This window comes from Flagellimonas baculiformis, assembly GCF_033441575.1.
GTDB classification, from domain to species: domain Bacteria; phylum Bacteroidota; class Bacteroidia; order Flavobacteriales; family Flavobacteriaceae; genus Flagellimonas; species Flagellimonas baculiformis.
In genome coordinates this window covers 290,715-309,793 of the sequence record NZ_JAUZVW010000002.1, presented here as the reverse complement: position 1 = coordinate 309,793, position 19,079 = coordinate 290,715, and the positions used below count along the sequence as shown (strand labels likewise).

At 46.7% G+C, this 19,079-nt stretch carries 18 protein-coding genes; 14 read left to right on the top strand and 4 right to left on the bottom strand.

The window, feature by feature from the left end; all coding sequences use genetic code 11:
* Position 1 precedes the first annotated feature (1 nt).
* On the top strand, positions 2-1,126 hold the full coding sequence (locus tag SD450_RS04060; protein WP_318343354.1) for an efflux RND transporter periplasmic adaptor subunit: 1,125 nt from the start codon (positions 2-4) through the stop codon (positions 1,124-1,126).
* Between the two features lie 4 nt (positions 1,127-1,130).
* Here SD450_RS04060 and SD450_RS04055 read toward each other — a convergent pair whose 3' ends face one another.
* Together SD450_RS04055 and SD450_RS04050 are read right to left on the bottom strand one after the other, a co-directional pair.
* The gene (locus tag SD450_RS04055; RefSeq protein ID WP_318343353.1) at positions 1,131-1,952 is read right to left on the bottom strand and encodes a ZIP family metal transporter; all 822 of its coding nucleotides are present in this window, start codon (positions 1,950-1,952) and stop codon (positions 1,131-1,133) included.
* Positions 1,952-2,608 (bottom strand): metal-dependent transcriptional regulator, encoded by a 657-nt coding sequence (locus tag SD450_RS04050; protein WP_318343352.1) that lies wholly within the window; start codon positions 2,606-2,608, stop codon positions 1,952-1,954. The genes SD450_RS04055 and SD450_RS04050 overlap by 1 nt, the downstream gene beginning before the upstream one ends.
* 88 nt (positions 2,609-2,696) lie before the next feature.
* Between SD450_RS04050 and SD450_RS04045 the strand changes: the two genes are divergently transcribed.
* The 5 genes from SD450_RS04045 to SD450_RS04025 all read left to right on the top strand — a co-directional run bounded on the left by SD450_RS04045 (position 2,697) and on the right by SD450_RS04025 (position 9,279).
* Positions 2,697-4,958, top strand: a complete 2,262-nt coding sequence (locus tag SD450_RS04045) for a TonB-dependent receptor (protein WP_404828224.1) — start codon at positions 2,697-2,699, stop codon at positions 4,956-4,958.
* Between the two features lie 49 nt (positions 4,959-5,007).
* The gene (locus SD450_RS04040) at positions 5,008-5,493 is read left to right on the top strand and encodes a hypothetical protein (RefSeq protein ID WP_318343350.1); all 486 of its coding nucleotides are present in this window, start codon (positions 5,008-5,010) and stop codon (positions 5,491-5,493) included.
* 121 nt (positions 5,494-5,614) lie between these two features.
* Positions 5,615-6,481, top strand: coding sequence for an inositol oxygenase family protein (locus SD450_RS04035; RefSeq protein ID WP_318343349.1), 867 nt, complete (start codon positions 5,615-5,617; stop codon positions 6,479-6,481).
* A gap of 3 nt (positions 6,482-6,484) precedes the next feature.
* Positions 6,485-8,089 (top strand): solute:sodium symporter family transporter, encoded by a 1,605-nt coding sequence (locus SD450_RS04030; protein ID WP_318343348.1) that lies wholly within the window; start codon positions 6,485-6,487, stop codon positions 8,087-8,089.
* Between the two features lie 47 nt (positions 8,090-8,136).
* The gene (locus tag SD450_RS04025) at positions 8,137-9,279 is read left to right on the top strand and encodes a lycopene cyclase family protein (RefSeq protein ID WP_318343347.1); all 1,143 of its coding nucleotides are present in this window, start codon (positions 8,137-8,139) and stop codon (positions 9,277-9,279) included.
* Here SD450_RS04025 and SD450_RS04020 read toward each other — a convergent pair.
* Positions 9,276-10,259 carry a polyprenyl synthetase family protein gene (locus tag SD450_RS04020; RefSeq protein ID WP_318343346.1) on the bottom strand — a complete coding sequence of 328 codons (984 nt, stop codon included), beginning with the start codon at positions 10,257-10,259 and terminating at the stop codon, positions 9,276-9,278. The two genes, SD450_RS04025 and SD450_RS04020, sit on opposite strands and share 4 nt — an antisense overlap.
* Positions 10,260-10,302: 43 nt before the next feature.
* On the opposite strand from SD450_RS04020, the gene SD450_RS04015 reads away from it, so the two are divergent.
* From SD450_RS04015 to SD450_RS03980, 8 genes are all read left to right on the top strand, one after another.
* Positions 10,303-10,497 carry a hypothetical protein gene (locus SD450_RS04015; RefSeq protein ID WP_318343345.1) on the top strand — a complete coding sequence of 65 codons (195 nt, stop codon included), beginning with the start codon at positions 10,303-10,305 and terminating at the stop codon, positions 10,495-10,497.
* A gap of 51 nt (positions 10,498-10,548) precedes the next feature.
* The gene (locus SD450_RS04010) at positions 10,549-11,097 is read left to right on the top strand and encodes an RNA polymerase sigma factor (protein WP_318343344.1); all 549 of its coding nucleotides are present in this window, start codon (positions 10,549-10,551) and stop codon (positions 11,095-11,097) included.
* Positions 11,087-11,509 (top strand): hypothetical protein, encoded by a 423-nt coding sequence (locus SD450_RS04005; protein ID WP_318343343.1) that lies wholly within the window; start codon positions 11,087-11,089, stop codon positions 11,507-11,509. The genes SD450_RS04010 and SD450_RS04005 overlap by 11 nt, the downstream gene beginning before the upstream one ends.
* Positions 11,496-11,639 carry a hypothetical protein gene (locus SD450_RS04000; protein WP_318343342.1) on the top strand — a complete coding sequence of 48 codons (144 nt, stop codon included), beginning with the start codon at positions 11,496-11,498 and terminating at the stop codon, positions 11,637-11,639. The genes SD450_RS04005 and SD450_RS04000 overlap by 14 nt, the downstream gene beginning before the upstream one ends.
* Positions 11,640-11,730: 91 nt before the next feature.
* Positions 11,731-12,336: a TetR/AcrR family transcriptional regulator gene (locus SD450_RS03995; protein WP_318343341.1), complete on the top strand. Its 606-nt coding sequence runs from the start codon at positions 11,731-11,733 to the stop codon at positions 12,334-12,336.
* Entirely contained in the window at positions 12,337-13,668 is a 1,332-nt protein-coding gene (locus tag SD450_RS03990; protein ID WP_318343340.1) for a TolC family protein, read from the top strand.
* 23 nt (positions 13,669-13,691) lie between these two features.
* Positions 13,692-14,861 carry an efflux RND transporter periplasmic adaptor subunit gene (locus tag SD450_RS03985; RefSeq protein WP_318343339.1) on the top strand — a complete coding sequence of 390 codons (1,170 nt, stop codon included), beginning with the start codon at positions 13,692-13,694 and terminating at the stop codon, positions 14,859-14,861.
* 22 nt (positions 14,862-14,883) lie between these two features.
* Positions 14,884-18,396: an efflux RND transporter permease subunit gene (locus SD450_RS03980; protein ID WP_318343338.1), complete on the top strand. Its 3,513-nt coding sequence runs from the start codon at positions 14,884-14,886 to the stop codon at positions 18,394-18,396.
* Between the two features lie 71 nt (positions 18,397-18,467).
* Here SD450_RS03980 and SD450_RS03975 read toward each other — a convergent pair whose 3' ends face one another.
* Positions 18,468-18,818 carry a toxin-antitoxin system YwqK family antitoxin gene (locus SD450_RS03975; protein ID WP_318343337.1) on the bottom strand — a complete coding sequence of 117 codons (351 nt, stop codon included), beginning with the start codon at positions 18,816-18,818 and terminating at the stop codon, positions 18,468-18,470.
* Positions 18,819-19,079 lie beyond the last annotated feature (261 nt).

Here is a 19,079-nt window from a genome sequence, read left to right as displayed (position 1 = left end):
CATGAAACATATCATCCAATTTGCCACAGTTTTCCTTTTGTTGACGGGCTGCGGCGATACAAACAATGAAAAATCCACATCCGAGGAACAGACGGAAGAAAAGGGAATCGTGGTGACACAAGATCAATTTGACGCCAATTCCCTGACATTGGGAACCATGGAAAAGAGAACCTTCCCCAAAATGGTGGAAACCTCGGGAATGATTGACGTTCCACCCGAAAACCGGGCCAGTGTCACGGCATTCATGGGCGGTTTCGTAAAAGAGACCACCCTATTGATCGGTGACCGGGTAAAAAAGGGACAATTGTTGGTGACCTTGGAAAACCAGGAATTTGTACAGATGCAACAGGAATACCTTGAGGTTTTCAACCAATTGGATTTTTTGAAGTCCGAATTTGAACGCAACCAGACCCTTTTTGATGAAAAAATAGCCTCACAAAAGAATTTCCTTCAGGCGAAGAGCAATTATGAAATGGCGAAGGCCCGCTACCAAGGCTTGCGAGAACAATTGCAGATGCTCAACATTTCACCCAGCAAGGTGGAACAAGGGCAGATTTCACCTGAAGCGGCAATTTATGCCCCCATCTCGGGAAGCATCATCCAAATGAACGTGGGCAGAGGAAGCTATGTATCCCCTGCCACCCAGATTTTGGAGATTGTGGACAACAGTCATGTGCATTTGGAGCTCACCGTTTTTGAAAAGGATATTCTCAAAGTGAAGAAAGGACAAAAGATCCAATTTAAAATTCCAGAGGCATCCGAAGAAACTTTCAACGCAGAGGTCCATTTAGTGGGAGCCTCCGTTGACGGGGCCAAACGCTCCATACAGGTCCATGGCCATTTGGAACGCGAGGACGAGAATTTTCTCCCGGGCATGTTCGTGGATGCCATGATCATGACGGATACCATCAAAACCTGGTCATTGCCAGAAGAAGCGGTGATCGAGTCCGAGGGCAGCCACTTTGTGCTGAGATTAGTGGGCAAGGAAGACGGAGGTTACACTTTTGAGCGTGTGGCCATAAAATCAGGGAACACCTTTGATGGCCATACCGAGATCATCGGTACGGAATGGTCGGAAACGGACCAATTTTTGACCAAGGGTGTCTTTGATCTGATCGGGGGATAATTTATTATCCCAGTCCCACATCCAAGGTCATCATAATGATAAATCCGCCGATAAAGCCCATCGTGGCGATATCGGTGTATTTGTCCTGTTGCGTTTCGGGAATCACCTCCTCGACCACCACAAAGATCATCGCCCCGGCAGCAAAGGACAGGGCATAGGGCAAAATGGGCTCAAAAGTGAGTACGGCCCAAGCTCCAAGTACACCTGCTATGGGCTCCACGATGGCAGAGGCCTGTCCATAGACCCAGCTTTTCCATCTACTCAATCCATGTCGCCTGAGCGGCATGGCCACGGCAAATCCTTCGGGAAAGTTCTGTAGCCCAATGCCAATGGCCAAGGCAACCGCACCCCCGATGGAAGCCCCTTCAAAACCGGCTGCCACACCGCCAAACAATACACCGACGGCCAATCCTTCGGGAATGTTGTGCAGCGTAATGGCCAACGTAAGCAGGACGGTGCGATGCCAAGGAGTCTTTATCCCTTCGGCCTCGCTCATTTTAAAATTGATGTGGAGGTGGGGCAATACTTTGTCCAGACCAAAAATAAATCCGGCCCCCAACAAGAAGCCCACTGCCGCAGGGATCACTTTTACAAAACCCTCGCCTTCGCTCATCTCGATCCCCGGTGCCAAAAGGCTCCAGAAACTTGCGGCCACCATGACCCCTCCGGTGAATCCCAACATGCCATCCAGCACGGCACGGTTGGCACTCTTAAAGAAAAACACCAGTCCGGCTCCCAATGCGGTGAGCCCCCAAGTGAACAATGTGGCATAAAAAGCCGCCAAAACGGGATCTATTTCTTCAAAATACTGTATTACTTGTTCCATCAGTCATTCTTTTTAACGTAAAGGTTGGATGCTATCTGGTGGGATATCCGAAGTTCTTTTCCCTCCATCAGTATCTGTAGGGATTGGTCAAAATCCTCTTTGTCCAAGATCTTGATCGTGTTCCCCAAAGCTATTTTGTTCTTGTCCAAAAATTTCAGGAACGGCGCGGAGGAATCCTTGACCCCGACACAAACGCCTTGGGCATGTATGGGCATCTCACTGAGCAATTGCTTGTCCCGCTCCATGAATTTTCCGTCCTTCGTGGGAATAGGGTCACCGTGCGGATCGTATTTGGGAAATTCCAACAACGCATCGATTTTGTCTATCAATTTTTCGCTTTTGATGTGTTCCAACTGCTCTGCCACTTCGTGCACCTCGTCCCAGGTAAAATCCAGTTTTTTCACCAAGAACACTTCCCAAAGCCTGTGTTTCCTGATAATGGAGAGGGCAGTCCGAGTACCGGCATCGGTCAGGGAAATCCCTTGGTACTTCTTGTAGTGCACCAGGCCCTTTTCAGCCAGTTTCTTGGCCATATCGGTAACGGACGAGGGTTTGGTCTCCATCTGTTCCGCAATGGCATTGGTACTGATGGAACCCGCTTCCCCGTTGCCCAGATGAAAAATAGCCTTCAAATAATTCTCCTCCGATCGGGTCATGAAAAAAATTTTTCCAAAAATACATTTTTATTTATCAAAACCTATTTTTAGATTTGTCTAAATTTTAATTTTTATACAACTGAATTCAATTTGTAAATATATCGTTCTGTTATGGATTGCCTTTGTGAGCCAGTGCTGTTTTTCCCAAACAGCCAGCTTGAAGGGCAAGGTCTCCGACAATGGTGAGCCTTTACCCTTAGCCAGTGTTTTATTGAAAGGAACCGAAATGGGCACCGCTACGGATATGGATGGCCTCTTTGAGTTGACGAATATTCCACCGGGCAATCATGTATTGCTGGTATCCTCCTTGGGGTTCCTCTCCTATCAAACCAAAATCACTTTGGGTCCGGGTGAGTCCAAAACCATCAACATATCGCTTGAAGCCTCTGCTGAAAGTTTGGACGAAACCGTGGTGACTGGCACCTTAAAACCGGTCAGCCGTTTGGAAAGTCCGGTCCCGGTCGAGGTCTATTCCCCTACCTTTCTCAAAAAGAACCCTACGGCCAGTGTTTTTGACGCACTCCAAAACGTGAACGGTGTTCGGCCACAGATCAATTGCAATGTGTGCAACACGGGGGACATTCACATCAACGGGCTTGAAGGGCCCTATACGCTCGTCCTCATCGACGGGATGCCTATTGTAAGTGGTCTGGGCACGGTGTACGGCCTCACGGGCATTCCGAACTCTCTCATCGAACAAATCGAGATCGTGAAGGGTCCGGCATCCTCTCTTTACGGCAGCGAAGCGGTGGGCGGGCTCATCAACATCATCACCAAAAATGCCCTGAGCGCCCCTGAATTCTTTGTAGATGGCTTTGCCACGGGTTGGGGCGAGTACAATCTGGATGTGGGCAGTAAAATTTCGGTCGGACAGAAAACGGACCTTCTCTTGGGCATCAACTATTTCAATTATGATGTGCCCATTGACAATAATGGCGATAATTTTACCGACCTGACCCTCCAAGACCGTATCTCGATTTTCCAAAAGTGGGATGTTGAACGAAAAAACAGCCGTTTGCTCTCTTTGGCAGGGCGCTTTTTCTATGAAGATCGTTGGGGCGGTGAAATGCAATGGACTCCCGAGTATCGTGGTGGGGATGAAATCTATGGGGAAAGCATCTACACCCGGCGTTGGGAGGTGTTGGGAAAATACCAATTGCCGCTTGAAGAAAAATTGTTGCTGTCCGTTTCGTATAATGACCACAGTCAAAATTCGGTCTATGGTGACACGGAATATTTGGCGGACCAACGTATCGGCTTTGCGCAGCTCACTTGGGACAAAACCTTGGGGCATCATGATCTATTGTTCGGTAGTGCGATGCGTTACAATTATTATGATGACAATACCCCGGCCACCACTGAAGCGGACCAAATTTGGATTCCGAGTGTCTTTGCCCAAGATGAATACTCGTTTGCCCCCAAACATTCCTTTTTGGGTGGCTTGCGGTATGATTATGACCAAAGGCATGGCAATATTTTTACGCCCCGTGCTGCCTACAAATGGAAGATTTCGGACCATGATATTTTTCGGGTGAATGCCGGGACCGGTTTTCGGGTGGTGAATCTTTTTACCGAAGAGCATGCGGCCCTCACGGGTGCGCGGGAGGTCGTAATTGCCGAAGAGCTGAAACCGGAACGCTCCGTGAACGTCAACCTCAACTATTTGAAGAAGATTTACAGTGACAACGGTACCTTTATCGGGATTGATGCCTCTGCATTCTACACCCGGTTCTCCAACGTGATCCTCCCCGATTATGAGACCAATCCCAACCAAATCATTTATGACAATCTGGATGGCAAATCAGTGTCCCAGGGTGTCAGCGCAAATCTGGACATTGCTTTTCCCAGCAGTTTGAAGATCATGGTGGGGGCGACGTGGCAAGATGTGAGCAATACGGAAAATGGGGTGACCCAGCAGCAGATCTTGACCGAGAGCATCACTGCTACCTGGAACCTTTCCTATACCTTTCGTTCGCTCAAACTCACGGCCGATTACACAGGGAACCTCTATGGTCCCATGCGGTTGCCCCTTTTGGGTGAGCTGGACCCCAGACAGGCCTACTCCCCTACTTGGAGCATCCAGAACATTCAGTTTACGTATAAGGGACTGCACAATTTTGAGGTATATGGGGGCATCAAAAACCTGCTGGACTGGACCCCCAACCGTGGGAACCCGTTTATCATTGCACGGGCCAATGACCCGTTTGACAAAGAAGTCACCTTTGACAGCAATGGCAATGCCGTGGCCACGCCGAACAACCCTTATGCGCTTACCTTTGATCCCGCTTATGTGTACGGGCCCAATCAGGGCATCCGTGGGTTCTTCGGGGTAAGGTATACGGTTTTTTAAGGGTGAGGAAAGTTTGGGTATATTCGAAAAACCAAAAAAACCAGCCAAAATGGAAAATATTATAACCTACTTAAAACCAGTTTCAATCCTGAAAAAAGTCTTTGGCACAACCATATTCATATTTGCATTCTATATAATAGTATACCACAGTATGCTTTTTGGGTTTTTCATGATTTCTTTTGCGGTTTACTTAATCTCTTCCGAAGGAACACAGATAAATCTGGACAATAATACATATCGAAACATCTGGTCCATTTTTGCAATTCACTTTGGAAAGTGGAAGCCAAATCCTGACTTTGAATACATTTCAGTTTTTAAAGGAAAGCAGAAGCAACGTGTAAATTCACTGGGAGCGTCAACTTCTTTTATGGATGTAGTATTTCTCATCAATTTATTCTACAATAGAAACAAACACATAACCTTTTATAGAACCTTTGATAAAGAAGATGCTTTCAAAGTAGCCCAGCATTTTAAACTTGCCTTAGGGATTGACATTCTTGATGCCACCGAACGAGAGCAAAAATGGTTAGATTAAGCTTGCTCATTGATTATTGCCACAACCAACTGACCCATAATTTGCTGTTTTATAAGCCATAGATCAAAAAAAATCCTATTTTTAAGGTAACGGGGCGCACATCCCCTCAATTTGCACATACATGGAACTAAACGAGCAACAAAAGAAAGATGCCCATGATATGATGGAGCTCTGGGAAGACGACGTATTGGAGCGTTACCCCGAAAATACCACAAAATCCAAGGAGGAATTCCGGAATTATGATGACCCTGCAAGAGATACGGTTAGGGAATTCTACAAGATGAACCATACCTATCAAACCTATGATTTTGTGCTAGAAAAGGAAAAAGAGTTCCTTTCCCTCAACCGTAGGGAAATGAGTCTTTGGGATGCCGTGGAATACCTGAACACTTTGGTGGACGATTCCGATCCCGATATTGATCTGGACCAGACCCAACACCTCTTGCAAACTTCCGAGGCCATCCGGGCCGACGGACACCCAGATTGGTTCGTGCTGACCGGATTTCTGCATGATTTGGGAAAAGTGCTCTGCCTTTTTGGTGAGCCGCAATGGGCCGTAGTGGGCGATACCTTCCCCGTGGGTTGCAAGTTTTCGGACAAAATTGTCTATCCCGAATTCTTCAATGCCAATCCGGACCATACCGATGAACGTTTCAATACCAAACTCGGCGTGTACAAAGAAAACTGTGGGTTGAAGAATGTCCATATGTCTTGGGGGCATGACGAATACCTCTACCATATCATGAAGGATTATTTGCCCGAGGAAGGTCTCTATATGATCCGGTACCACAGTTTTTATTCCCAACATCGGGAAAATGCCTATGATCATTTGTTGGACGACCATGACCGCGCCATGTTCAAATGGGTGGATAAGTTCAACCCTTACGATTTGTATTCCAAGGCACCTGTGAAGCCCAATGTGAAGGAACTACGCCCCTATTACGAAGATTTGGCCGCCAAATACCTTCCCGATACGATTCGGTTTTAAGGGATGGTGGCATTCATCAGTTTTTTTGTGTTCACGGCCTTTGTAGCCGCGTACTCCAGTTGGAAACTACGTAAGGACAACTTCTCCACCAAAGACGGTTATTTTTTGGGTGGACGAAGTTTGACTGGTATTGTCATTGCCGGTTCCCTCTTGCTGACCAATATTTCCACGGAACATTTGGTGGGCATGAACGGGGATGCCTATAAACACGGTGCCATCATCATCGCATGGGAAGTGACCTCCGCCTTGGCCTTGGTCGCCGCAGCCCTGTATTTTGCCCCCCGATACCTAAAAATGGGACTCACCACCATCCCCGAATTTCTGGAAAAACGCTTTGATAGACTTACCCGGACCATCATCGCCTTTTTGCTCATCGTTTCATTTGTGTCCACCCTCTTGCCCATTGTATTGTACTCTGGTGCCATCAGCATCGAGCAGATTTTTGATATTTCCGGTTTGTTGGGCATCACCCAGACCGAAGGACTTTGGCTAACGGTTATCGTTGTAGGGTTCATCGGCGCCGTCTACGCCATTTTTGGTGGATTGAAAATGGTGGCCTACACCGATACCATTAATGGTTTTGGACTGTTGATAGCTGGAATTTCCATTCCGTTACTTGCCTTGTGGAACATTGGGGACGGCAACATACTGGAAGGATTGAGGTTGGTTTTTGAAAAAGCTCCCGAAAAATTCAATGTGGTCAGTGACGAGGTTTCGGTCGGACCAGGCTCCCGGGATGCCATTATGCCTTTTGGTGTATTGTTCACGGGATTGATCATTAACCAACTCTATTTTTGGACCATGCACCAGTCCATCATCCAACGGGTTTTGGGAGCGGTAAGTTTAAAGGAAGCCCAAAAAGGATTGCTGTATGCCGGGCTCTTAAAGATTTTGGTCCCTTTGATCATTGTCCTTCCGGGCATCATTGCCTTTTATTATTTCGGTGAAACATTTTACGATAAAAAAGAGCTGGTCTATCCCAGTCTCGTAAAACAAGTGTTACCCTTTTGGATGACCGGTTTTTTTGTGGCCGTGTTGATGGGGGCCATCTTGAGTACTTTCAACAGCGCATTGAACAGCGCGGCCACCATTTTTAGTTTGGGTATTTACAAACGATACATCAACAAAAATGCAAACGAGAAGCGATTGGTCAAAATTGGAAAGTCCACCTCTGCACTTCTGGCCCTGTTCGCCATCGGGATTGCCCCTTTTATTGCCCATGCTCCCCGCGGACTCTATCAATTGTTGCAGCAGCTGAACGGAATTTTCTTCATCCCCATGGCCACGGTGATTTTGGCTGGGTTCTTTTTGCCCAAAGTATCGGCCAAAGCGGCCAAAGCAGGTTTGCTTTTTGGTCTGTTCTTCTATGTGTTTACCAATTTCATCCTGCAGGTGGATATGCACTACGTCCATATCTGGGGCATTGAATTTGTACTGAACATTTTGGTCATGCTCGTCGTTTCCCATTTCTACCCAAGAAACAATTCGTTCAGTATTACCGATATAGGTGTCGTGGATGTGAACCAGTGGAAATATGCCAAGGGATTCAGTATATTTTTGATCTTGGCCACCTTGGCGGTTTATATTTTCTTGGGCAACGTGGGATAGCTTGAATTTTTGAAGGCACAACCCATTTCAATGTGTATTTTTACGGCATGTCCCATTACGATTACATCATTATAGGAGCCGGTTCGGCGGGTCTTTTGTTGGCCGATGCTTTGGGCAGGGACGCGTTCTTTGCCTCCAAATCCGTTTTGGTGCTGGACAAGGACAACAAGACCAAAAACGACCGTACTTGGTGTTTTTGGGAACGGGGCAAAGGCCAGTTTGATGATTTGGTCCACAAAACCTGGGACAACATTTATGTGGGAGGGCAACAGTTTCAAAAATCCACCTCCATCACTCCTTACACCTACAAAATGCTCCGTGGGATTGATTTCTACAATCACTTTTTACCAAAGGTAAAAGCCTATCCGAACATCACTTGGGCCCAAGAAGAGGTGATTGCTATTGAAGAGAAGGAAAGTGAGGTGGTGGTGTCCACAACTCACCAAAAATACGTAGGCCGAACGGTATTTTCCAGCGGGTATGACCCTTCCTTCCCTCTAAAACAAAAAGAATTCCCCATTTTGCAGCAACATTTCTTGGGATGGCATATAAAAACCGACCAGTTGGTATTTAATTCGAATGAGGTTACTTTTATGGACTTTTCCGTGCCCCAAAAAGACAACACACGGTTCATGTACATCCTCCCCTTTTCAGAAAATGAGGCTTTGGTGGAATACACCTTGTTTTCAGAGCATCTGTTGGAAAAAAGTGAATATGAAGAAGCCATCAAAACCTACATTGCAACGAATTTAAGCGACACCAAATATACCATCCAAGAAACTGAATTCGGGAGCATTCCCATGACCTGCTATCCTTTTCACCAACACAATACGGACCGTGTTTTCCATATCGGTATCGCGGGCGGATGGGCCAAACCGAGTACGGGCTATACCTTTTACAACACCAGCAGGCAAATCCCAAAATTGGTGGAACACCTAAAAAAGGGAAAACGGTTGCCCGAGTTCCATCAAAAAAGCAGGTTTATGTTCTATGACATGCTCTTGCTCGACATTTTGCACGAGAACAACCACTTGGGTCACGACATATTCGAGTCGATGTTCCGCAGACGAAAGGCTTCGCTCATCCTAAAATTTCTCGAAAACGAGACCAATCTATGGGAAGAATTTAAAATTGTCACTGCCCCAAAACCGCTTCCGTTCATTAGGGCCCTGTTCAAAAGGATGTTTTAAACGGTGCGCTGCATCAGGCCCTCGCCAAACTTTTTGAGCAAAGCTTTGCTTTCCTTCGGCAAATCGATTTTTTCCAACTCATCAAAGGCCTTTTGGGTAAACTCGCTGATGGCCGCCTTGGTCTCCCCTACGGCATCGCTTTCCACAAAAATGGACTTGACCGCTTCCACTTTGGCCGAAGAATCTTCGGGCTTAATGGAATAGAGGTGCAAAAGGCTTTCTTTGTCCTGCTTGTTCGCCTTTTCCAGTGCTTTTAGGTACAAAAAGGTCTTCTTGTTCTCCCTAATGTCCCCCCCAACCTGTTTGCCAAAAGTCTCCGGGTCACCAAAAGCATCCAAGTAATCGTCTTGCAACTGAAAGGCGATGCCCAGGTTTCTCCCAAATTCGTAAATGGCATCCGCATCTTTTTGCGGAGCGTTGGCCACAAGGGCTCCCATTTTCATAGCGGCGGCTACCAAAACGGAAGTCTTGTACTCGATCATTTTCAAGTATTCGGGAATGGTGACGTCGTCCCGCGTCTCAAAATCCACATCGTACTGCTGCCCCTCGCAGACCTCAATGGCCGTTTTGCTGAAAAGCGAGGTGAGTTCCTTGTACATTTCAGGCGGATAGCTTTCAAAAAATTGATAGGAAAGAATCAACATGGCATCCCCGGAAAGGATTCCGGTGTTCACGTCCCATTTTTCATGAACGGTGACCTTTCCCCTGCGGAGCGGGGCATCGTCCATGATATCATCGTGCACCAATGAAAAATTATGGAACATTTCCACGGCCAAAGCGGCATCCATGGCCTCCTCCACTTTCCCCCCGAAAATTTCCGCGGTCATGAGTGTGAGGATGGGACGCAACCGTTTTCCGCCAAGCCCCAGGATATATTGTATGGGAGCATATAGGTTTTGGGGTTCCGTCATTGGGGTGCGGGCCTTCAAATGGGCCACAAAACCGTCCCTGTACGTATCGATGAATTGAGTTTCTGACATAGGGCCAAAAATACATTCAAAAAATGGAAAAGAAAGGGAATCGTTGGGAGTTCTTGCTGCTTGGATTTTTATGGAATATGAAGTGATGGGATTGTTCGAATATTGGATTGATGGATTTGAGCTTGAACTTGAGCCTGCTCTTGAACGTTGCCATTTATTTGATTTTCAACCCAAAACAGGGCAACCAAAAGCCAAAATACACATCAATGAAAAAAATTTTGCTCAAAAATTGCAATAGATTTGAAATTCTTCGTCTCTATCAATGAAGAGAGCAATGAATCATTTTTGAGTGGCTGGCCAGACAGAGAACCATAACAACCTTAGCACCTTTTTCAACGAGGAATACAGTTCGTTGAGGTCGTATGTGCAATCCAAGATCCGGGACACTTCGGAAAGGGATGCGGAGGATATTGTACAGGATGTTGCCCTTCGGATATTTTCGCGTGCGGACGATGCCATGCCCATCAACAACATCGGTGGGTTTGTGTACAACGCCATACGCAACAGGATCATAGACATCATGAGGGGCAAAAAGGAAAGAAAGCTCCCCAGTGAGGACATAGACCAACAGTGGCAGGAATTTGCGGAACTGTTCTATGGCGATGCGGACAATAGTTATTCCCCCGAAATGGAAGCGGCCCTCAAAAAGGCCATAACGGATTTGAAACCCGTGTACAGGGACATTGTGATCGCCATTGATTTTGAAGGATTTACCTATAAAGAATTGGCCGAACGTACCGGCATACCCTCAGGGACATTGATGTCCAGAAGGCACCGGGCCATGTCGGAATTATCAAAAAGTTTGGAAAACATAAAAGAATTGAATTATGGAACGTAAAAATGACTTTGAAAAAAGAGTGGAAAAAAAGGTGGAGCACAAAGTGAAGAAAATTGTAAAGGTGATTGCCATGGTGCTCTTCGGAGCGGCAATGTTGCTCTTGGCAAACTATCTTTTGATGCGATTGTGGAACTGGCTCATGCCCGACCTTTTTGGACTGTCCACCATCACCTACTGGCAGGCCCTGGGCATCTTTGTGCTGGCCAAGCTCCTTTTTGGATTTGGTGGAGGAGGAAAAAAAGGAGGCGGTCCGCGTCACAAAAGAAAGTTACGCTCGTCCAATAGGTGCGGCTCGCTGAGAAGGGACTTTGACGAATGGAAACATTACGACCAATTCTGGAAAGAAGAGGGCGAAGAAGCCTATAAGGCATATATGGAACGAATCAAAAACGAAAATCATGATACCAAGTAAAAAGAACAACCTCAAGGAAAAGTACCTCCACAGGTATATCCCTTTCTTTTGGAACCTAGGCTCCAAAAGTACCAACAACACCGACACGGACCGACTGTTTGAACAGTCAGGGTTAAAGGGTTCCCATTGAAAACTAGGAGATAAGCTCTCGTTAAAAAAATGTAAAACCTAGGAAACTTTTTTTGTTTTTAAAGTTTCCTAGACTACTTTTGCCCCTCATTATGCGGGAAAACATCATTCATAAAGCAACGGAGCTGTTCATCAACCTAGGTTTCAAGAGCGTCACCATGGACGATCTGGCCAATGAAATGGGCATTTCAAAGAAGACCATCTATTCCCATTTCAGGAACAAGACCGAACTGGTGGAGGAAGCCACCATGACCATGTGCGATTTTATCACCTGTGGAATAGACAATATTGTTTCACACCAAAAAGACCCTATTGAGGAACTTTATGAGATCAAAAAATTTGTCATGGTGCACCTCAAGGACGAAAAATCATCCCCAGTGTACCAGTTGCAGAAATATTATCCCAAGATCCATGAAGCCTTGAAACAAAAGCAGTATGAATCGATGCACGGCTGCGTGTCGAACAATGTAAGAAGGGGTATGGAAATGGGCATCTATCGGGACAATCTCAACGTGGAGTTTGTATCGAGGATCTATTTTTCCGGGGTGACCAGCATCAAGGACAACAGTCTGTTCCCCACGGAAATATTCAGCAAGGCTCAAATTTTGGATTATTACCTGGAATACCATCTCAGGGGCATTGTGACCCCAAAAGGAAGAAAAATATTGAACTCAATCATCAATTCAAATCAAGAATAAATGCGAACAACCCTAATCAGCCTTTTTTTACTATTGCCTTGGCTCATATCGGCCCAGGATACCATTCACAGTTTCAGTTTGGACGAGGCCATTGCCTATGCCTTGGAACATAACTACAGTGCCATCAACGCCTCTCGGGACATTGAGGATGCCCAAAAGCAAAAATGGGAGACCATTGCCACGGGACTTCCCCAGATATCGGGAGCGGTGAGCTATCAGAACCAGTTGAAGCAGCCCGTTTCGCAGATTCCCGCGGAATTCTTCGGCGGCGAACCTGGAACCTACCAAGAAGTCGTTTTTGGGCAGGCACAATCCATGTCCGCCACGGCCACATTGCGCCAAAAAATCTTTGACGGATCTTACATTGTGGGCGTGCAGGCCACCAAGACCTTTCTGGACTATAGTCAGAACAACAAGGAAAAAACAGAACTGGAAGTGCGAAAATCCGTGGTGGAGGCCTACGGCAATGTGCTGTTGGCCCAAGAAAGTGTCCTGATCTCCGAAAAGAACAAGGCCACTTTGGAAAAAAACCTTTATGAGACCAAACGTATCTTCGAAAACGGTCTAGGGGACGAGGAAAGTGTGGACCAATTGCACATCACCCTCTCCTCTGTGGAGAACCAATTGAAAAATGCAAAACGGTTGGAAAAGATCACCTTGCAGATGCTGAACCTGATGCTGGGCATTCCTATCGATGCACCCACGGTATTGACCGAGAATTTGGACGACCTTACCCAAAAACAGATCGACCTTGGGTTACTGGACACTGAATTCAACATAGAGAACAACATCGATTACAAATTGGCTTTGAACCTGAACGAGCAGAGGGCCCTGGAACTGAAATTGGCAAAAAGCTATGCGTTGCCTACGCTGAATGCTTTTGTAAACTACGGGGGGAACTCCTTCAGTGACGATTTCAACTTTTTGAGCAGCGGACAACAATGGTTTGGGTCGTCCATTTTGGGCGTGGACCTGAACATCCCCATTTTCAGTTCATTGGGAAGAAGTGCCACCACCCAAAGAGCCAAAATAGCCCTGGAAAAGGCTAAGACCCAGTTTACGGAGACCCAGGCACAGATCCGTCTTCAGTTGGAGAGTGCCAAGAGTGATTACATCCTTTCCATAGAGCAATATGGCACCTCAAAGGAAAATCTGGAACTGGCCGAACGCATCGAAAGGAAGAACCAGATCAAGTATGAGGAAGGATTGGCCACCAGTTTCGACCTGAGACAGGCCCAGACCCAATTGTACTCCACCCAACAGGAATACCTGCAATCCATGGTAGATGTCATCAACAAGAAAATCGAACTGGAAACCATATTGAATCAATAAACAAAAGAGAAAACCACTCCATCATGAAAAAAGCAATATATATAACATTGACAGCTGCGGTTCTTGCCTCTTGTGGGGGCGGTGGCAACAAATCATTTGAAAATGTCCTTGCCAGTAAGGACATGGCTGCCATCCGTGCCAAGCATGCTGAAATTTCCCAACAGCATAAAGCACTCGAAACGCAGTTGAAATCCCTTGACTCGGCCATAGCCCAATTGGACGACACTGCAAAGTTGCCCTTGGTCACGGCTTTTGAGGCCAAGCCCCAGCAGTTCGACCACTATTTGGAACTCCAAGGTGATGTCACCACCAAGCAGAACGTGCTCATTTATCCCGAAATGGCGGGTACACTGGAAAAGGTGTATGTAAAAGAAGGGCAAAGAGTGTCCAAAGGACAACTGCTCGCCACTATAGACGATGGGGGGCTTTCCAGCCAATTGGCCCAGTTGAAGACCCAGGCCGAACTGAGCAGGACCACCTTTGAGCGCCAAAAAAGGCTTTGGGAGCAGAACATCGGTTCCGAGATCCAATACCTTCAGGCCAAGACCAATTATGAGGCCCAGGAAAGTGCCGTAAAGCAAATGGAAAGCCAAGTGGGCAAATCGTCCATCAGGGCCCCTTTTGATGGCATCATTGACGATGTGATCAAAGATCAGGGAACAGTTGTGGGACCTGGTGCGGGCTCGGAAGTGTTCCGCATCGTGAACCTATCCAACATGTACATCACCGTGGATGTCCCCGAAAGCCATTTGCCCAACGTGACCCCTGGAAAGGATGTTAAGGTGTATTTCCCCGTCTTGGGAGACAGTGTTGCCACCAAAATCAGGCAGACCGGGAACTTCATCAATCCGGGCAACCGATCATTCACGGCAGAAATCCCTGTGCCCAGTCTTGACGGCAGGGTGAAGCCCAATCTTACGGCAAGGGTGCTGATCAACGATTACACCAGCGAGAATGCCATCCTTATCCCCCAGAGCATCCTATCGGAAAATGCCGATGGCGAACAATATGTGTTCTTGGTGGATGCCGATTCCATTTCTTCGGAGCCAGTGGCCAAAAAGGTGGTCATCAAAACAGGAAAGACCCAGGGCGATTATGTGGAAGTACTCTCTGGAATCAATAACGGTGATGCCATTATTGACGAAGGGGCCAGAAGCGTGAAGGAAGGACAAAAAGTCAAGATAAAAAATTAGATAGCCAAAGCAATCCATCATTATGAGCAAACAAAAAAAACAAGTAGATAAGGAATTTGGCCTATCCTCTTGGGCCATCGACAACAAGACGACGATGTACGTGCTGATGTTCGTCATCCTTATCCTTGGCAGCATGGCCTACTTCAGTATGCCCAGGGAAAGTTTCCCCGAGGTCAAGGAGACCAAGATATATATCAGTTCCCTATATCCCGGAAATACGGCGGAGGATATAGAAAAACTCATCACGGACCCTCTTGAAGATCAATTGAAGACCGTGAGCAACGTGGTGGAGATCACCTCCACCTCCCAAGAGGACTACTCCATGATCATTGTGGAGTTTGATGAGAACATTTCCGTGGAGGGAGCCTTGCAAAAGGTAAAGGATGAGGTAGATTCCGAGACGGCGGGCGAGGACTGGCCAACGTTCAACGGGGCCAAAGTGGAACCCAATGTGTTTGACCTGAGCCTGTCCGAGGAAATGCCCATTCTCAACATCAACATTTCCGGTGACTATCCCGTGGACAAGCTCAAGGAGTACGGGGAATATCTGGAAGATGAGATCGAGAGCCTTTTGGAAATCAAACAGGTCGATATCCGTGGTGCACAGGAAAAAGAAGTGGAAGTGGCCGTGGACATCTACAAAATGATGGCCGCCAAGGTAAGTTTCAATGACATCATCAACACCATCAGCAATGAGAACATGACCACTTCTGCCGGAAACCTGATCACCAGCGGACAGCGAAGGACCATCCGGATAGTGGGTGAGATCGATGAACCCAAAGACCTTGAAAATTTTGTGGTGAAATCGGAGAACGGCAACCCCACGTATCTACGGGACATTGCCAAGATCACCTTCAAGGAAGAGGACAAGACCACCTATGCACGGGAGTTTGGTCACCCCGTAGTGATGTTGGACGTCAAAAAACGGTCCGGCAAGAACATGGTGGATGCTGCGGACAAGATTCGGGTCATTATTGATGATGCGGTCAAAAATACCTTCCCGCAAGACCTAACAGTGACCATTGCCAATGACCAATCTTCCATGACCATAGGTCAAGTGGACGATTTGGTGAACAACATCATCTTTGGTATCATTCTCGTAGTCACCGTACTGATGTTCTTCCTTGGGTTCAAGAACGCCCTTTTTGTCGGGTTTGCCATCCCTATGTCCATGTTCATGTCTTTGATGATCTTGAACGCACTGGGCTATACCATGAACACCATGATCCTTTTTGGACTCATCATGGGTCTGGGAATGTTGGTGGACAACGGTATTGTGGTCGTGGAAAACGTATATCGACTTATGGATGAAGAAGGTATGCCTCGGATTGAGGCTGCCAAGAAAGGGATCGGGGAGATTGCGTTCCCCATCATCATTTCCACATTGACCACTGTGGCCGCCTTTGTGCCGCTAGGTTTGTGGCCCGGAATCATGGGGCAGTTCATGATGTATTTTCCGATTACGCTATCCGTGGTCTTGGGCTCGTCGCTGTTCGTGGCCATATTCTTCAACTCTGTATTGGTCTCCAGATACATGACCACAGAGGACAAGGAAATGCCCTTGAGACAGATCATTCGCATTACAGCCATCATTTCAGCGATCGGTTTGCTCATCATTCTCTTTGGAGGGACATACAGAGGGCTTGGTACCGTTATGGTGTTGACCGCCATCATGCTATGGGCCTATAGGCTGTTCCTGAGAGGATGGGCCCACAGTTTTCAGTTCAAAATACTTCCCAGATGGGAACGGTTCTATGAACGTACATTGCGCTGGGCCTTGGCCAAAAGAAGGCCGATCTTTATAGCCATCACCACCTTTGTGCTGCTCATCGTTGCATTTATGGGTTTTGGGGCATCGGTAGGTAGTCAAAGGACCAAGGTGGAATTCTTCCCGGACAATACACCCAATCAGATCATTGTCTATATCGAATATCCCGAAGGTACCGATATTGAAAAGACCAATGCCATTACCAAGGATATAGAGGAGCGGGTGTACGACATCATCAATTCGGATGCCTATCTGCATGGGGACTATAATTTCCTCACCGAAAGTGCGGTTTCCCAAGTGGGTGAAGGTGCCGGAAACCCTCAAACGGATGGAGGTTCTTCTGCGGAGATGCCCCACCGTGGAAAAATCACGGCCACCATGAGGGAATACAAGTACCGCGAAGGAGCGGACAGTAAAGAACTGTTGCGCAAGGTGCAGGAAGCCCTCAAGGATGTGTATCCCGGAGTCGCCATTTCTGTGGAAAAAGATGCCGTAGGGCCGCCAGCAGGCTATCCTATCAACATCGAGATAGAAGGGGATGATTATACTGAACTCATCACAACGGCCGAGAACATGCGAAACTTCATCAATTCCAGGAACATTCCCGGTATCGATGAACTCAAGATAGACGTGAACAAGTCCAAACCTTCCATGTTGGTTGCCGTGGACCGGAAGAAAGCCGGTGAACTGGGCGTGGCCACTGGACAGGTGGGCCAACAGCTGCGGAATTCCATCTTTGGTGCCAAGGCGGGCATCTATAAAGAAGGTGGTGAGGATTATGACATCTATGTACGCTTTAAGGAAGAGGACCGCTACAACACCAGCGCCCTTTTCAACCAAAGGATCACCTTCAGGGATGCATCCTCTGGCCAGATCAAGGAAGTCCCCATTTCGGCTGTGACAAAACAAGCGAACAGTACGGGCTTTAGTGCCATTAAGCATCGTGATGCCAAACGTGTGGTGACGGTCTATTCTGCCTTGGCCCCCGGGTACACAGATGCCGGTGCCATTGTGAGCAAAATACAGGAGGAAATGAACGATTATGAAGGCCTTCCTTCCGGTATCAAGATTGATTATACAGGACAGATAGAGGAACAGAACAAGCAAATGGCCTTTTTGATGGGTGCCTTCTTCACAGGTCTGGGACTTATCTTTTTCATATTGATCTTCCAGTTCAACTCCGTTTCGAAACCAGGTATCATCATGCTTGCCATTTTCTTGAGCTTGATCGGGGTCTTTGGCGGATTGGTCGCCACAGGTAGTGCCTTCGTGATCATGATGACGATGATGGGAATCATTTCCTTGGCGGGAATCGTGGTGAACAACGGGGTGGTCTTGTTGGATTACACCCAGTTGTTGATTGACAGGAAAAAGGACAAACTGGATATGGACGAGGATGATTTGTTGCCCCTCGAGGACTTTACGGAGGCCGTGGTGAGAGGTGGTAAAGCCAGGTTACGTCCCGTACTGCTCACAGCGATCACCACTATTTTGGGATTGATCCCGTTGGCCACTGGTTTCAACATCAACTTCTTTACCTTGATGGCCGATTTTAACCCCAACATTTACATTGGAGGGGACAACGTAATTTTCTGGGGACCATTGGCATGGACTGTTATCTACGGACTGTTCGTGGCCACGTTCCTTACCTTGATCGTGGTGCCCATCCTGTTCAGTTTGGTGTACAAATTGAAATTAAGGATCCAAAGGGCCAAGACAAGAAGGGAAGAACGTAAGAATGAAAAATTGGATGCTGCCACGGCTTAGCTGCAAAAAAATGAGCATATAAAAAAGCCCCGACCTTTGGTCGGGGCTTTTTTGTTCATCGTAAGTTCAAGTTATCTGTGTATGGAAACAACTTCGGACTGGCTCCAATCCTTTACGTTGACAATACGATTGTCGGAAAAATCCACTTCGCGCAAAATATCTTCCTTCCAGAAGAACCACTTGCCGGTCTTCTTTCCATTGTCATACTGTCCCGCGGCAATTTTTTTGCCATTGGTATCAAACATAAGCCAATCCCCATGTAACTTTCCTTTCAGCATATAACCCGTTTGGGATACTTCCCCGTTTTCGTGAAAATAGGTGGCCTTCACCATTTTCCCCACTTTTTCCAAAGTCGGTTCTGTCTCCTGTGAAAACACATAGACCGAAAACATGACCGCTAAAAAAAATACTGCTTTCTTCATAGTATATGGGTTTTATAAATTCATCATTACCAAAGGGTAACTACACAAAGTTATCCAAATTCAATTTGAAAATAACGTTTAAAAAACAATTAATTTACATTAAATTAACTTTAAAAATGCAAATGATTGATTTATAGTATTTTAAATGAATTTCATGTTATCCTTTTATCGTGTTAATGAGGCTTTTATCCCTCAAAACAACGTTCCAATGTAAATTTAACGTTAAGAAATGAGTGGAAAATCAATCCAAAACGCCCATAT